This window comes from Amphibacillus indicireducens (assembly GCF_039539605.1).
GTDB classification, from domain to species: domain Bacteria; phylum Bacillota; class Bacilli; order Bacillales; family Amphibacillaceae; genus Amphibacillus; species Amphibacillus indicireducens.
In genome coordinates, this window is sequence record NZ_BAABDL010000052.1 from 1 (window position 1) to 12673 (window position 12673).

Annotated in this window: 11 protein-coding genes; all 11 read left to right on the forward strand. The window is 38.4% G+C overall.

The annotated features are described in order from the left end of the window. Nucleotides 1–168: 168 nt before the first annotated feature. The 11 genes from lspA (at nt 169) to carB (ending at nt 12428) form a co-directional block, all read left to right on the forward strand. A complete protein-coding gene (gene lspA / locus ABD814_RS05075) occupies nt 169–639 on the forward strand; it encodes a signal peptidase II (RefSeq protein WP_344911007.1) in 471 nt (156 codons plus the stop codon). Then, nucleotides 632–1546: an RluA family pseudouridine synthase gene (locus ABD814_RS05080; RefSeq protein ID WP_344911009.1), complete on the forward strand. Its 915-nt coding sequence runs from the start codon at nt 632–634 to the stop codon at nt 1544–1546. Before lspA ends, ABD814_RS05080 begins: the two co-directional genes overlap by 8 nt. A 196-nt stretch (nt 1547–1742) precedes the next feature. Then, complete coding sequence (gene pyrR, locus ABD814_RS05085; RefSeq protein ID WP_344911010.1) at nt 1743–2291, forward strand: bifunctional pyr operon transcriptional regulator/uracil phosphoribosyltransferase PyrR; 549 nt, start codon at nt 1743–1745, stop codon at nt 2289–2291. Between the two features lie 144 nt (nt 2292–2435). After that, the gene (locus ABD814_RS05090) at nt 2436–3797 is read left to right on the forward strand and encodes a solute carrier family 23 protein (protein WP_344911012.1); all 1362 of its coding nucleotides are present in this window, start codon (nt 2436–2438) and stop codon (nt 3795–3797) included. Between the two features lie 103 nt (nt 3798–3900). Then, nucleotides 3901–4845 carry an aspartate carbamoyltransferase catalytic subunit gene (locus ABD814_RS05095; protein ID WP_344911014.1) on the forward strand — a complete coding sequence of 315 codons (945 nt, stop codon included), beginning with the start codon at nt 3901–3903 and terminating at the stop codon, nt 4843–4845. Next, nucleotides 4799–6076 (forward strand): dihydroorotase, encoded by a 1278-nt coding sequence (locus tag ABD814_RS05100; RefSeq protein ID WP_344911016.1) that lies wholly within the window; start codon nt 4799–4801, stop codon nt 6074–6076. The genes ABD814_RS05095 and ABD814_RS05100 overlap by 47 nt, the downstream gene beginning before the upstream one ends. Nucleotides 6077–6114: 38 nt before the next feature. Further along, the gene (locus ABD814_RS05105; RefSeq protein ID WP_344911018.1) at nt 6115–6882 is read left to right on the forward strand and encodes a dihydroorotate dehydrogenase electron transfer subunit; all 768 of its coding nucleotides are present in this window, start codon (nt 6115–6117) and stop codon (nt 6880–6882) included. Then, nucleotides 6882–7796, forward strand: coding sequence for a dihydroorotate dehydrogenase (locus ABD814_RS05110; RefSeq protein ID WP_344911019.1), 915 nt, complete (start codon nt 6882–6884; stop codon nt 7794–7796). The genes ABD814_RS05105 and ABD814_RS05110 overlap by 1 nt, the downstream gene beginning before the upstream one ends. Continuing rightward, nucleotides 7789–8493, forward strand: coding sequence for an orotidine-5'-phosphate decarboxylase (gene pyrF / locus ABD814_RS05115; RefSeq protein WP_344911021.1), 705 nt, complete (start codon nt 7789–7791; stop codon nt 8491–8493). The genes ABD814_RS05110 and pyrF overlap by 8 nt, the downstream gene beginning before the upstream one ends. After that, nucleotides 8490–9110, forward strand: coding sequence for an orotate phosphoribosyltransferase (gene pyrE / locus ABD814_RS05120; protein ID WP_344911022.1), 621 nt, complete (start codon nt 8490–8492; stop codon nt 9108–9110). The genes pyrF and pyrE overlap by 4 nt, the downstream gene beginning before the upstream one ends. 111 nt (nt 9111–9221) lie before the next feature. Then, entirely contained in the window at nt 9222–12428 is a 3207-nt protein-coding gene (carB, locus tag ABD814_RS05125; protein WP_344911023.1) for a carbamoyl-phosphate synthase large subunit, read from the forward strand. The last annotated feature ends 245 nt before the right edge of the window (nt 12429–12673 follow it).

A 12673-nucleotide genomic window follows, 5' to 3' on the forward strand; every position in this document is an offset into this window, starting at 1 on the left:
CGCCGTATACGAGAACCGTATGTACGGTGGTGTGAGAGGGACGGAGGTTAGTCACCTCCCCCTATCTCAATTGGCTTTAAGATTTACTTTAATTTTATAAGCTAGTTGAGTTTTTACTTGTGGGTGTGCTAAAATTTAGTTATTAAATTGGACTATGGAGGACGTTTTATGCTTTATTATCTGCTAGCTTTATTAGTTATTATCATTGATCAAGTCACGAAATGGCTGGTCATGATGAACATGGAATTACGAGAGAGTATTCCAATCATTGATAATTTTTTATACATTACATCACATCGAAACCCTGGTGCTGCTTGGGGGATACTAGCTGGACAGATGACGTTCTTTTATATCATTACAGCAATTGTGATCGTTGTAATCATCTATTATATAAAAAAATATGCTCATGAAAGCAAGTGGTTAGGTGTTGGCCTTGGTTTAATTTTAGGTGGGGCAATTGGTAATTTTATTGATCGATTAGCCTATCAAGAAGTTGTTGATTTTATCGATATGTACTTTGGATCGTATAGCTATCCCATTTTTAATGTTGCAGATTCCGCTTTAGTCATTGGCGTGATATTGATTGGAATTGTTGTATTGAAAGAGGACTTTGGAAAGGGCGCAAAAAAAGATGACTAATTTTACCCATCACGTAACAGAAGTAGAAGCAAATACAAGGGTTGATCAACTGTTAACACAATTGGTTGAGGGGGTGTCAAGAGCACAAATTCAAACATGGATTAAAAGTGGCTTGGTAATGGTTAATGGAAAACAAGTGAAGGCAAATTACCGTGTTCAAGAAAAGGATCAACTAGGTTGGAATGAGCCGGAAAAAGAATCGATCAAAATTGAACCTGAAGCGATCCCACTAGATATTATTTTTGAAGATGATGATTTATTAGTTGTCAATAAACCAAAAGGAATGGTCGTTCATCCAGCAGTTGGTCATCAGTCGGGGACTTTAGTTCACGCTCTGTTGCATCATACTGACAAATTAACAACGATTAACGGAGAAGACCGACCAGGAATTGTTCACAGAATTGATCGAGATACGAGTGGTTTACTAGTTGTTGCAAAAACAGATGATGCTTACTTGTCATTAGCTGAGCAACTTAAAAAGCGTGAAGCAAAACGATCTTACCTTGCTTTAGTTCATGGGGCGATTCCGCATGAATATGGAACAATTGAAGCACCAATTGGTCGAAACCCAAAAGATCGACAAAGTATGGCGGTCGTAAGTGATGGGAAAGAAGCGGTTACTTATTTTGAAGTAGTTGAACGGATTAATCAAAAATTCACCATTGTTAAGTGTAGTTTAAAAACAGGCCGAACGCATCAAATTCGAGTGCACATGAAATATATTGAATTCCCAATCGTTGGTGATCCCAAATACGGGAGAAAAAAGACGATTCAAGCAGATGGACAAGCACTACATGCTTATGAAATTGGGTTTAATCATCCGCGAACAAATGAATGGATGCATTTTGAAATTGAACCACCAAAATCTTTTGATGATTATGTAGAAAAAGCGAGAGAAAGCTATTGACTTTCAAGCGAAACTCTGAAATAATGTAATTAATAAAATAACCTTTAAGACAGTCCCGTGAGACTGAGAAGGAAATGATACAATTCATTTGGATACGTCTATTCAAATCCCTTTTCTCACGCGGAGAAAAGGGATTTTTTAATAAGAACGGTTATTTTGGTGAAATTCATCATCATTCCAAAAGGGGGGAAACATCATGAAGGAGAAGGCTGTTGTTCTTGATCAACCGGCAATCAATCGTGCTTTGACACGAATTGCTCATGAAATCTTAGAACACCATAAAGGTGTTGATGATGTCGTCCTTGTTGGGATCAAAACGCGCGGTGTTCCATTAGCGGAGCGTCTTCAAAAAAAGATCAGTCAGATTGAAGGAATAAAGGTTCCGATTGGAGAAATTGATATTACTCTTTATCGAGACGACTTATCTCATGTTAGTGATCAAGCTGAGCCGACTGTTCATACAACAGATTTTCAATTAGCAATTGACGGCAAGAAAATTGTTCTAGTTGATGACGTACTCTATACAGGACGAACTGTTCGGGCGGCGATGGATGCCCTTGTTGATTTTGGGAGGCCTGCTCAAATCCAATTAGCGGTACTGATTGACCGTGGCCATCGAGAATTACCGATTCGTGCAGATTATATCGGAAAAAATATTCCAACTGCACAATCAGAAGTTATCACAGTAAGGCTAGAAGAAACAGATGAAAAAGATTTAGTGAGTATTTTTCAGAATAAAATATAGTCAAACAGTAAACCTTTAAAACAAGTCCAGAGAGGCTTGCAAGGTTGTACGGGGATAACTATGTGCTTTAGCACGTAGAAAAGTCTCTTTGCAAACTTGCAAAGAGACTTTTTTTATATAAAAAATAATGAGGGAAAGAAAAAAATGAAAAGATTAGATATGGTAATGGACGTAAGAGATGTTCCGAAAAAATCACAGTGGTTAATGTTAAGTTTACAGCACTTATTTGCAATGTTTGGAGCCACTGTACTCGTTCCGTTTTTAACGGATTTACCACCAGCAGTTGCACTGATTTCAAGTGGAACAGGGACACTTGCTTATATGTTGATAACGAAAGGTAGAATACCCGTTTATTTAGGCTCGAGTTTTGCTTTTATCGCGCCACTAGTGACAGCAATTGGAGATGCTGGTGTTCCTGGTGCAATGGTTGGTAGTTTCTTTGCTGGATTGGTTTACGGAATTCTGGCACTACTTATTTTTGCCTTTGGTACAGATTGGTTAATGAAAATTTTACCACCAATTGTTGTGGGACCAGTTATTGTGGTCATTGGTTTGGGGTTAGCTCCAACAGCAATCGATATGGCAATGAATGTCGATGGGAATTATAGCGGTTTACATTTCTCTGTAGCACTAGTGACACTTATTGTTGCGATTCTTGGATCATTATTTTTTAAAGGCTTCTTAGGAGTCATTCCGATTTTAGTAGGAATCGTTGTAGGTTATGTTTATGCGCTAATTGTAGGAGTTGTTGATTATTCAGGAATTGTTGAAAGCTGGAATCAAATTGTCTCAGCCGGATCAGTCGGTGAGTTTTTCAGTGCGATTTTTGTTGCACCAGAGTTTGTGATTCCGTTTGTTCACTACTCACCGTTTGAAGTCTTTAACTGGAGTCTACTTGCATTAATGGTTCCCGTCGCATTAGTAACGATTGCTGAGCATATTGGTGATCAGATGGTTGTCTCAAACGTTGTTGGACGTAACTTCCTAAAAGATCCTGGTTTACATCGCTCAATTTTAGGTGACGGGGTTGCAACAATTATTGCTTCAGCGCTAGGTGGACCGCCGAATACAACTTATGGTGAAAACATTGGTGTGTTAGCTATTACACGAATCTTTAGTGTGTTCGTTATTGGTGGTGCTGCTGTACTAGCTGTGCTATTCGGTTTTATCGGAATAATATCAGAAATCATTATGTCGATACCTACTCCAGTTATGGGTGGTGTATCAATCTTACTATTCGGTATCATCGCATCGAGTGGTTTAAGAATGTTGATTGATAATCAAATCAACTTTGCTGAAAATCGTAACTTAATTATCTCTTCAGTTATTTTAGTGATCGGTATTGGTGGAGCAATGGTTCAATTCTCAATTGGAGAAGTTAACATTGAGATTGCGGGGATGGCTTTAGCTGCAATTGTTGGTGTTATTTTAAACCTTGTCTTACCAGGTAAAGAACTCGGTCGTGGCAATGGAAGTATGTTTGAAACAGAAAGCGACTCAGAATAAGGTCAAAAGACTAGCTCCTTTAACTAGCTAGTCTTTTTTATAAAAATGAGTGTCAAGCAATATTTAAAAGTGAGAACATAAAAAAACAACGAGGTGAATCTAAATGAATAACTTTGTCTCCATGAAAACGATGACTCAAGCGGAAATTTCTCATTTAATTAAACGAACAGATTGGTTTGCAAGTAGTAAAGATGCCGATCAATCCACAGGTAAGAAACGATTTGTGACAAATTTATTTTATGAACCAAGTACACGAACTAAATTAAGCTTTGAAGTGGCTGAAAAAAGACTTGGTTTTGAAGTAATCGATTTTCAAGTTGATCATTCAAGTGTCGTGAAAGGTGAATCCGTTTATGATACAGCAAAAACAATTGCTTCAATTGGAGCAGAGGCGGTCGTGATTAGACATCCTCAAGAAAATGCCGTTCAGGAATTAGCTGAACAATTAGATATCCCCGTTATTAATGCAGGTGATGGTGCAGGTGAGCATCCAACACAATCATTGTTAGATCTTTACACAATGTATAAAGAATTTCGCAATTTTAAAGACTTAAATGTTTTAATTGCAGGAGACATTGTTCATAGTCGGGTTGCGCGCTCAAATGCATATGCACTGCGAACATTAGGAGCAAATGTTTCTTTTGCATCCAAACCTGAATGGCAAGATCACAGCTTAGACTTTCCGTATGTTGATTTAGACGATGCGATTGAAACAGCTGACGTTGTGATGTTACTTAGAATTCAATCTGAACGCCATCAAGATGCTGAAAATGACGGTAAGGACACTTATTTACAGCAGTATGGATTGACAGTTGAGCGTGAAGGACGAATGAAAAAAGAAGCAATCATTATGCATCCAGCACCAGTTAATCGCAATGTTGAGATTGCGGATGAGCTCGTTGAATGTGAACGATCACGAATTTTCAAACAAATGGAATACGGTGTTTACGCACGAATGGCAGTCTTAGATCACTTGCTGAATTGGGAGGAGGAACAACAATATGGCGATCATTATCAAACACTGTACGCACGGGTTAACCAGTTTTAACAGTCAAACGATTGATCTAAAAATTGAAGCTGGCAAAATCGTTGCTATTGCTGAACAAATTGAAGCAGAAGCAAATGATCAAGTCATCGATGCGAATGGTCGCTTTATTGCTCCAGGATTTATCGATGTTCATGTCCACCTCCGTGAGCCTGGGGGCGAGGCTCAAGAGACGATTGCAACGGGTACCAAAGCTGCAGCAAAAGGTGGTTACACAACGATTTGTTCAATGCCGAATACGAATCCAGTGCCTGATCGCGCCGAGCGAGTCATTGCCTTAAATCAAAAAATTAACGAAGATGCGCTCGTCAATGTGCTCCCTTACGGCTCAATCACGAAAGACTTAAAAGGTGAGGAGCTTGTTGATTTTTCTAGTTTAGCTGAGCAAAATGTCTTTGCTTTTACTGATGATGGTGTCGGCATTCAAACGGCACAAGATATGATGGAAGCAATGCGACAAGCTCAACAAGTAAATAAAGCAATTGTCGCGCATTGTGAAGATAATTCCTTAATTAACAACGGGAGTGTTCATCAAGGTGATGTCAGTCAGAGACTTGGGATCAATGGGATTCCTTCTGCGGCTGAATCGACTCAAATTGCCCGCGACGTTTTATTAGCTGAAGCAACGGGTTGTCATTATCATGTTTGTCATGTCAGTACGAAAGAATCTGTTAGGGTAATACGTGATGCTAAACGAGCAGGCATCAGGGTGACTGCAGAAGTTTCCCCACATCATTTGCTGTTAAATGAAAATAATATTAAGACGAAAGACACAAATTTCAAGATGAATCCACCGCTAAGATCAATCGCTGATCAAGAAGCATTATGGCAAGGTTTGTTAGATGGCACAATTGATTTTATCGCAACAGATCATGCCCCACATACAAAAGAAGCAAAAGCGAAGCGAATTGAACAAGCACCATTTGGAATTGTCGGTTTAGAAACAGCATTTGCATTGTTGTACACACATTTCGTCAAAGAAAACAAATGTACGTTAACACAATTAATCGATTGGCTGAGCACAAAACCTGCCGAAGTCTTTGGATTATCAAAAGGGACAATTGAGCTGGGAGCTGATGCAGATATAGTCCTACTTGATTTAGCTGAACAGTGGACAATTGATCCTGAGCAATTTGAATCGAAAGGAAAGAATACTCCTTTCGGTGATTGGACAGTCGTTGGAAATCCAGTTTTAACGATAGTGAATGGAAAAATTGTTTATCAACAAATGTGAGATTCGTTAACTTAGATCAACGAGGAAGGAAGAGTTTGATGAGACAATTAATCGTGCCAGTTTTAGAAATTGAGGAAATTGCAAAAGCTACTTATCAACTTGATTTAGAAATTGAAAAAAGCTTACTAGCACAAATTAAGCCGGGTCAATTTATCCATATTCGAGTCAATCAAGGCAGTGAATTTATGCTCAGACGCCCGATTTCAGTAGCAGATATTGATTTGGCATTAAATAAACTGACAGTTATTTTTAAAGTGTTTGGTAAAGGAACGGATGTACTGACTCACTTAAAGACGGGTGAGTTAATTGATCTTTTGATTCCACTAGGCAATGGTTATCCGATTGAATCGATTGAGATGGAACATGCGTTACTCGTAGGCGGCGGTGTCGGTGTGCCTCCACTTTATTACTTAGCTAAATCACTTGTTGAAAAAGGCATTAAAGTAACGACTGTGATTGGATTTCAAACAAAAGATGAGATTTTTTATGAGCAAGAATTTGCAGCATTAGGCGAAGTTTTTGTCACGACTGATGATGGTAGCTATGGAACAAAAGGCTATGTCACAGACGTCTTACAACATGAGGAGCTAAATTTCGACTATTATTTCAGCTGTGGACCCGCGCCAATGTTGAAGGCTGTCAAAAAATATTTACATTATTTCCCGGGCTATATTTCACTAGAAGAACGAATGGGTTGTGGAATTGGTGCTTGCTATGCTTGTGTCGTTAAGTCTGCAGATGGAAAAGATCAGAAGAAGATTTGTACAGATGGACCGGTATTTAATGCGACTGAGGTGATGATTTAATGAATTTATCGGTGAAATTACCAGGACTAAATTTAAAAAATCCAATTATGCCTGCTTCTGGCTGTTTCAGTTTTGGCAAAGAATATAGTCAATTCTATGATTTGAGCGAACTAGGTGCTGTTGTCATTAAAGCAGCAACATTAAACGAACGACTAGGAAACCCAACACCCCGTGTAGCTGAAACGGATTCAGGTATGTTGAATGCAATTGGCTTACAGAACCCTGGCGTTGAAATGATAATTGATCAAGAACTCCCGTATTTGAAAAAATATGACGTACCGATTATTGCGAACATCGCAGGTAGCTCGATTGAAGAATATGAGCAAGTTGCACGAGCCTTTCAACGTACCGATGGGATTGCCGCAGTTGAATTAAATATTTCATGTCCGAATGTGAAAGAAGGTGGGCTTCAATTTGGGACGAATCCAGATGTTGCCGCGGAAGTAACTAGACGGGTAAAAGCAGCTAGTAACGTTCCTGTCTATGTGAAATTAACACCTAACGTAACAAATGTGGTTGAAATTGCACAGGCAGTTGAAGAAGCTGGAGCAGATGGTTTAACGATGATTAATTCACTAACTGGAATGCAAATTAATTTACAAAGTAGACGTCCACTGCTTGCAAATAAAGTCGGTGGTTTAACAGGCCCAGCAATTAAACCAGTCGCGATTCGGATGGTCTATCAAGTGTATCAGGCTGTTAAAATTCCGATCATCGGTGTTGGTGGCATTATGACAGCCGAGGATGTGTTAGAGTTTTTACTAGCGGGAGCAAGTGCAGTTCAAGTAGGGACAGCTAATTTTCAAAACCCAATGATCTGTCCAGAACTCATTGAACAATTACCAGCCTGTTTAGCGAAATATGGATTTAGATCAGTTGAAGAAGCAATTGGAAAGGGGCACCAGAGTGAATAAACCGATATATATCGCATTAGATTTTAATGACTGGCAAGAAACAAAGCAGTTTTTAGACAGTCATAACTTTACAGAAGAGGCAGTTAAAGTGGGAATGGAGCTTTTTTACCGAGAAGGTCCCGATGTTGTTAAACGACTACGCGATCGTGGTCATGAGATTTTTCTAGATATTAAGCTTCACGATATTCCAACAACGATTTATAAGGCGATGAAAAATATTGCTAAGCTCGATGTGGCACTGACAAATGTTCACGGACTTGGTGGTGGCGAGATGATTCGAGCTGCCAAGGAAGGTTTACTTGATGGATCAGGCGGAGCTAAAGCGCCTGATTTGTTAGCTGTCACTTTATTAACCTCGATGCATGAAGAGACGCTTCAATCGGAATTAAAAATTAATCAGACAATTGAAGATACTGTTGTTCATTTAGCAAAACTGTCTCAAACAAATGGGGCAGATGGCGTTGTTTGCTCCGCACATGAAGTTAGAGCATTAAAACAGATTTGTGGCGAGGAATTTTTAGCTGTTACACCAGGGATTCGATTGCTAAGCCATGGTTCGGATGACCAAAAGCGAGTAGCGACACCGAAAATGGCCAAGGAATTTGGTGCCGATGCACTTGTCATCGGTCGAAGTATTACGTTAGCAGATGATCCTAAACAAGCATATATATTAGCAAAAGAGGAGTGGGAAGCATGAGTAATCAAGCAGATCGAATTTTAACTGGACTAATCGAAATTAATGCGATTCAAATCAAACCTGATCGTTCATTTACTTGGACATCAGGGATTAAATCACCGATCTATTGTGATAATCGATTGACCATTTCATATCCTCACTTGCGCAGTAAAATTGCTGAAGGTTTTGTTGAAGTGATTAAAGAGAAAAATTTAGATGTTGATGTGGTAGCTGGTTGTGCAACTGCAGGTATACCGCACGCTACATTGCTTGCGGATCGTTTAAATAAATCGACTGTCTACGTACGGGGTCAAGCAAAAGAACATGGCCAAGGTAATCAAATTGAAGGTGTGATTAATCCTGGTGATTCAGTCGTAATTATTGAAGACTTGATTTCAACAGGTGGATCGGTGCTTTCAGTTGTGAAAGCAGTAGAAGCAGCGGGTGGAAAAGTTGAAGCGGTTTTAGCGATCTTTAGCTATGGTTTGGAAAAAGCTAGTGATGCATTTAGAGAAGCAGGCGTTCCGTATTATACATTGGCTAACTTTGACCAACTTGCAGAGCTATTGATTAAAAGAAATGAAATCACCGAACAAGAAGCAAAAAGCTTACTTGAGTGGCGAGAAGAATTAGGATAGTGAATTAGGATTCAAATCATTTGAATTTTCAAAAAAATGATTGACAGCTTACCTATGATTATGACACTTTTTAAAAGCAAAATTAATTGACGATTAGGGGGAAATAGGAATATGCCAAAAAATAAAACGATAAAAAAAGTATTAGTGATTGGGTCTGGACCGATAACGATTGGTCAAGCTGCTGAATTTGATTATGCTGGAACTCAGGCTTGCCAAGCATTAAAAGAAGAAGGAATAGAAGTTGTTTTAGTCAATAGTAATCCAGCGACCATTATGACAGATCAAGAAATGGCAGACAAGATATATATTGAACCACTTAAGGTTGAGGTACTCGAAAAAATAATTAATATTGAACGACCAGACAGTCTAATTGCTGGTTTAGGTGGACAAACAGGTCTAAATTTAGCTGTTCAGCTTAATGACCAAGGAATTTTAAAAAAGTATGGCGTAAAAGTGATTGGAACCTCAATTGAATCGATCAAAAAAGGCGAAGACCGAGAAGTTTTCAAGAATATCATGGAAGAAATCGGACAGCCAGTGATCGAAAATCGTATCGTGACTAATTTGGAGGATGGCCTTCAGTTTGCAGAGCAGATAGATTATCCAGTGGTCGTTAGACCCGCCTATACCATGGGTGGCGCTGGTGGAGGGATTGCTGAATCAGAAGAAGAATTAAAGGATATTTTAACAAAAGGGCTCTATCTAAGTCCGATTAATCAAGTGATCTTAGAAAAGAGTATTAAGGGATGGAAAGAAATCGAATATGAAGTGATGAGGGATGGTCAAGAATCAATCATCGTATGTAGTATGGAGAATGTTGATCCAGTTGGTATTCATACAGGAGATAGTATCGTTGTAGCGCCTAATCAAACCCTTTCAGATAGCGAAGAAAAAATGCTCAGACAAGCATCTCTAGATATTATTGATGAAATCGGTGTAATCGGTGGTTGCAACGTTCAACTGGCATTTGATCCGGAAACATCGAATTATGCAGTCATTGAAATCAATCCGAGAGTCAGTCGTTCTTCTGCACTTGCATCAAAGGCTACTGGCTATCCGATTGCAAAAGTAACCACCAAGATTGCCTTAGGTTATCGACTAGATGAAATCAAACATTCTAAAACGAACGAAGTCTATGCTTGTTATGAACCGAATGTTGACTATGTCGTCGTGAAAATACCGAAATGGCCATTTGATAAATTTCTAGAAGCAAATAAGACACTTGGTACTAGAATGATGGCAACTGGAGAGGTAATGGCGATTGCAGAAAATTTTGAAGCTGCCCTGTTAAAAGGGATTCGGTCGTTAGAAATTGGTCAATATTCTTTAGAGCATAAAGCGACAAAAAATAGAACGGATGAAGAACTGCTGAAGCGAATTCAAGCCCCGGATGATGAGCGGTTATTTGACTTGGCGGAACTACTTAGAAGAGGCTATGAAGTAGAGTTAATCGGCAAAATGACAGGGATTGATTTATTCTTTTTAAATAAATTAAGCGGTATTATTGAGTTAGAAGAATCCTTAAAACAATTAACGATTGACGATTTAAATCGGGACAAGTTAAAACAAATCAAGAAAATTGGTTTTTCTGATAAGGCCATTGGTGATCTGATGGGATGCAGCCCTCATAAGATCTATCAACTAAGAAAAGAATTGACGATCATTCCTTCATTTAAGGTTGTCGATACGTGTGAAGCTGTTTCGACATCGATTTCTCCTTATTATTATTCCGTTTATGATGAGGAAGATGAGGTCGAAGTTAGTCATAATGAAAAAGTGATGGTTATCGGTTCTGGCCCCATTCGAATCGGGCAGGGGATTGAGTTTGATTATTGTTGTGTTCATAGTGTACTTGCTCTTAAGCGAGCTGAAATAGAAACAATTATGGTTAACAACAATCCCGAAACCGTTAGTACGGATTTTGATATGTCAGACAAACTCTATTTTGAACCTTTAACAGAAGAAGACGTATTAAATATTATTGAAAAAGAAAAACCATCAGGTGTCATCTTACAATTTGGTGGACAAACAGCGATTAAATTAGCAACCTTTTTCAAGGAACTAGATATTCCTATTTTAGGTACGCAACCTGAGCAAATCGATCGAGCAGAAGATAGAGAAAAATTTGATGCATTAATCGAAGATTTAGAGATAAAAAGACCTGAAGGAAAAGCAGTTTGGAGTTTAGAAGAAGGTGTTGAAGTGGTTAATCAGTTAGGCTATCCAGTATTAGTCAGACCTTCTTATGTTCTTGGTGGACAAGGAATGGAAATCATTTTAAAAGAAAAAGAATTGAGAAAATATTTAGCTGAAGTTTTCAAAAGAGACAAAAAGTATCCTGTCTTAATCGATCGCTATTTGATCGGTAGAGAGATCGAAGTCGATGCTTTATGTGATGGTGAAGATATTTTAATCCCAGGAATTATGGAACATTTAGAAAGAGCAGGCGTTCACTCAGGTGATAGCATCTCGATTTACCCAAGTCAAAATATTTCTGAGGAAATAAAAAGTAAACTGGTCGATTACACGAAAAAAATTGCTTTAGCCTTAAAAGTAAAAGGCATGATTAATATTCAATTTATTGAATTTGAAAATGATCTATATATAATCGAAGTAAACCCTCGCTCAAGCAGAACGGTTCCTTATATCAGCAAAGTAACTGGTGTTCCAATCGTTGCTTTAGCGACACGAGTGATGTTAGGAGAAAAACTCGTTGATTTAGGGTATCAACCTGGATTATATCCTGAAGCAGATATTGTCAGTGTAAAGGTGCCGGTATTTTCAACAGAGAAATTGCCCTTGGTTGAAGTTAGTCTTGGACCTGAAATGAGATCAACTGGTGAAGTGTTAGGGATCGGAGCTAATTTTGAAGAAGCATTATATAAAGGTTTTTTAGCTGCAAATACACCTTTATTAAAAACAAATGGTCATATTTTGGTTACTTTAAAAGATCAAGATAAATATGAATTTCTACCAATAGCCAAGTCCTTAGTTAAAAAAGGTTTTCAATTCATGGCTACGGAAGGAACGGCCGCATTCCTAGAAGACCATGATGTGAAAGTTGAAATAGTCAATAAGATCGGAGAAAATAAACCGAATATATTGGATGCAATTCAGCAAGGAAAAGTCGATTTAATTATTAATACACCGACCAAAGGAAATGATGTCGACAGAGATGGCTTTAAAATTAGAAGAGCAGCCGTGGAATCATCAGTAGGTGTGTTAACATCACTCGATACCGTGTTCGCTTTATTTAAAGTGTTAGAATCAGGATTAACAATTGATGGCTTAAATATGATTAATCTAGGATCAGCATAAGACGGTCGAAGTTCATAATTTAATTAAATTAAAAAAATCTCGAGTAGAATTTTGGGATTGAAATGAGGGAGGATAATCAAATAATGATTATCCTCCTATTTGAATGAATTTCATAATGACTTAATTGGCTATAAAACACGAACAATTGAGTGACAGGTGACGCGGTGATTTACACTCTAGGCGGACGCTTTCCGCGGGATCGGCCTCAGCTAATTGATAAAAGCTTTCCAAGCTTTTATCACTGG

Coding starts and splice junctions, on each gene's coding strand:
- pyrR (WP_344911010.1), top strand. CDS start 1,743: ATGAAGGAGAAGGCTGTTGTTCTTGATCAACCGGCAATCAATCGTGCT.
- ABD814_RS05090 (WP_344911012.1), top strand. CDS start 2,436: ATGAAAAGATTAGATATGGTAATGGACGTAAGAGATGTTCCGAAAAAA.
- carB (WP_344911023.1), top strand. CDS start 9,222: ATGCCAAAAAATAAAACGATAAAAAAAGTATTAGTGATTGGGTCTGGA.
- ABD814_RS05105 (WP_344911018.1), top strand. CDS start 6,115: ATGAGACAATTAATCGTGCCAGTTTTAGAAATTGAGGAAATTGCAAAA.
- ABD814_RS05080 (WP_344911009.1), top strand. CDS start 632: ATGACTAATTTTACCCATCACGTAACAGAAGTAGAAGCAAATACAAGG.
- ABD814_RS05100 (WP_344911016.1), top strand. CDS start 4,799: ATGGCGATCATTATCAAACACTGTACGCACGGGTTAACCAGTTTTAAC.
- ABD814_RS05110 (WP_344911019.1), top strand. CDS start 6,882: ATGAATTTATCGGTGAAATTACCAGGACTAAATTTAAAAAATCCAATT.
- pyrE (WP_344911022.1), top strand. CDS start 8,490: ATGAGTAATCAAGCAGATCGAATTTTAACTGGACTAATCGAAATTAAT.
- lspA (WP_344911007.1), top strand. CDS start 169: ATGCTTTATTATCTGCTAGCTTTATTAGTTATTATCATTGATCAAGTC.
- ABD814_RS05095 (WP_344911014.1), top strand. CDS start 3,901: ATGAATAACTTTGTCTCCATGAAAACGATGACTCAAGCGGAAATTTCT.